We start from the raw sequence: 2,595 nt of genomic DNA, 5'->3' as shown, positions 1-2,595 counted from the left end.
CTACCGAGAGCCATCACCCGTTCATTGTGCCCATGTCGGGGACGAAGTGGAAGTTCATTATCGCTGGCATCCATATTTTGGCCGAAAGGTCAGCGTGCGGCGTGTGGAGCAGCGGGTAACTGGCCAGTTTCTCAAGGTGCAATACCCATCGGGCGTTGTCGTATCGATTCCAGGCTGGATGGTGGATTCGGCCGCTTGCGCGGGCATGACATTTGGCCCGCCACAGGTTGATCTCACGGCCTTGTCTGATCTGAAGAGGCTGGTCATGCCGGTCGCTGTTTCCACAAACTTCCCAAGCGAGAATGGAATCGCACGGGAGAAAGTCGATGAAACAGCACAACGTGCCTGCACCGACCTCGGGCAGGCAGATGAGCCTGATATTCGAACCCCACAGGCTGGAGGGGATGAACGAAGTGGAGCGGGCGAAGGCCTTGCTGACGCTCGCTCAAATCCTCATGCAGGCCGCCGGTCTGATCGTCGAGGAGCTCGATGATGACCAGCACTGATCTGATCCCAACTGCGCTCTTGAAGCGCAAGGCCGTCGTCTATGTACGCCAGTCGACGCAGTCCCAGGTCATGACCAACCTGGAGAGCCAGCGACGGCAATATGATCTGGTCGACATTGCGCGACAGCGCGGCTTCGCCGATATCGAAGTCATCGACGACGATCTCGGCCGATCAGCAAGCGGAACAGTGGCGCGCCCCGGCTTCGATCGGCTGGTTGCATGGTTGTGCGCGGGCAAGATCGGCGCCGTATTGTGCCTGGACGCATCGAGGCTGGCACGCAATGGGCGGGACTGGCATCATCTGCTCGAGTTGTGTGGACTTGTCGAAGCCCGCGTCATCGACCACGATGGCGTCTACAACCCCTGCCTGCCTAATGATCGTCTGCTCTTGGGCATGAAGGGAAGCATCAGCGAGTTCGAACTGGGCGTGCTGAAGGCACGGATGCTCGAGGCCGCCAGGTCGAAGGCGCGCCGGGGGGAGCTGCGCCTGTCGGTACCGTTCGGGTACATCTGGCATCGCGAAGCTGGGCTTGGGCTCGACCCAGATATACGGCTGCAGGAGGTAATCCGGCTCATCTTCGCGCGCTTCCGTGAACTCGGCAGTGCGCGCCAGGTGTTGTTGTCGATAACGGCAGATCAAATCCACTTCCCTCGACCTTCTGATGAGGGCCGCATGACCAGCTTCGTCTGGCTGCCGATCCGTTATCGCAATGTCATCGCCGTTCTCAAAAACCCATTTTACGCAGGTGTTTACGTCTACGGTAAAAGCGAAAAGCGAACCTCCATTGTCGACGGACGAGCGCGGCGAAGCTACGGGCATGGCAAGCCTGTCGAAACCTGGGAGGTGATGATCAAGGGTCATCACGAGGGTTATATCGGCTGGGATGAGTACGAGCGAAACCAGAAGCAGCTGGCACTCAACAACTACGGTCGCGCCGGCGGCGTAAAATCGGGCCGCGGCGGGAAAGCGCTGCTGTCAGGCATCATGACGTGTGCACGGTGCGGGCGGCGACTGAGCGTTGCCTATACCGGAAATCCGCAAAGTCGACCGGTCTATCGCTGCGACAAGCCAAACCTGATGATGGGCTTGCCCAGGTGCATGACCTTCGGCGGCCCACGGGTTGACGCGGCTGTTGCGCGTGAGCTGTTGCGAGCGGTAGAACCCTTGGCGATCGAGGCCGCGTTCGAGGCGGAGCGGATGCACCGGGAACGACAAGATGATCAACGCCAGATCCTCGATCTGGAACTTCAGCAGGCCCGTTACGAGGCCAATCTTGCTGAGCGCCGCTACGCTGCCTGTGATCCCGACAATCGCCTGATAGCTGCGCAGCTGGAGAAAAGCTGGGAGACGACGCTGCGCCGCTTGCGGGATATTGAAACCCGCCAGCCTACTGGCAGGCCACCGGCCATTGAGGTCGATCCCAGTGCGTTCGCCAATATGGCAGAAAACCTGTCAGCAGCTTGGAATGGACCTGACGTGACGATGCGTGCGCGCCAGCAGCTGCTACGAACCTTGATCGCCGACATCATCGTCGATGTCGACGACGCGGTACGGGACGTCGTGCTCATGATCCATTGGCGGGGCGGCCAGCACTCAGAACTGCGGGTTCGCAAGCCTCGAGCTGGCGAGCACGGTTGCGCGACGACCGAAGACGCTTTGGCGGTGATGCGCAGCATGGCCGGTCGCTGGTCTGACGAGCATATCGCCGCCTCGCTCAATCGAATGGGATTACCCACCGGACAGGGAAAAACGTGGACGGCGCACCGCGTCTCTTCTGTTCGGCGCGTGCGTGGGATCCATGCCTATCGATCCGCTGAAAAAGACGGTGAATGGCTCACGATGACCGAAGCAGCAACGGCTTTAGGCGTCACAAATCACGCGATACGGCGCCTTATCAAAACCGGCGTTCTTCCTGCTGCACAGGTTGTTCCTGGCGCACCCTATCAAATCCGTGCCGACGACTTGGCATCGGGGTCGATCAAAACGGCGGTGGCCCGAAAAGGTCGCCCGTGTCGCGTTGCCGACGTGGACACGCTTCCAATGTTTACAGATACTTGACGAGGGAGTGCATAATGACTCACGCATCGC

The 2,595-nt window shown here is 59.9% G+C and carries 2 protein-coding genes; both read left to right on the top strand.

Annotated elements, in window-relative coordinates; translation table 11 throughout:
• Positions 1–326: 326 nt before the first annotated feature.
• Entirely contained in the window at positions 327–506 is a 180-nt protein-coding gene (locus tag ACWGS8_RS35090) for a hypothetical protein (protein WP_023703238.1), read from the top strand.
• Positions 493–2,565, top strand: a complete 2,073-nt coding sequence (locus ACWGS8_RS35085) for a recombinase family protein (RefSeq protein ID WP_454585195.1) — start codon at positions 493–495, stop codon at positions 2,563–2,565. The genes ACWGS8_RS35090 and ACWGS8_RS35085 overlap by 14 nt, the downstream gene beginning before the upstream one ends.
• Positions 2,566–2,595 lie beyond the last annotated feature (30 nt).

The sequence above is a fragment of the Mesorhizobium sp. 43Arga genome (assembly GCF_053714255.1).
Note: the sequence above shows the minus strand (reverse complement) of the source record. Positions and strands in the feature narration are given on the sequence as shown.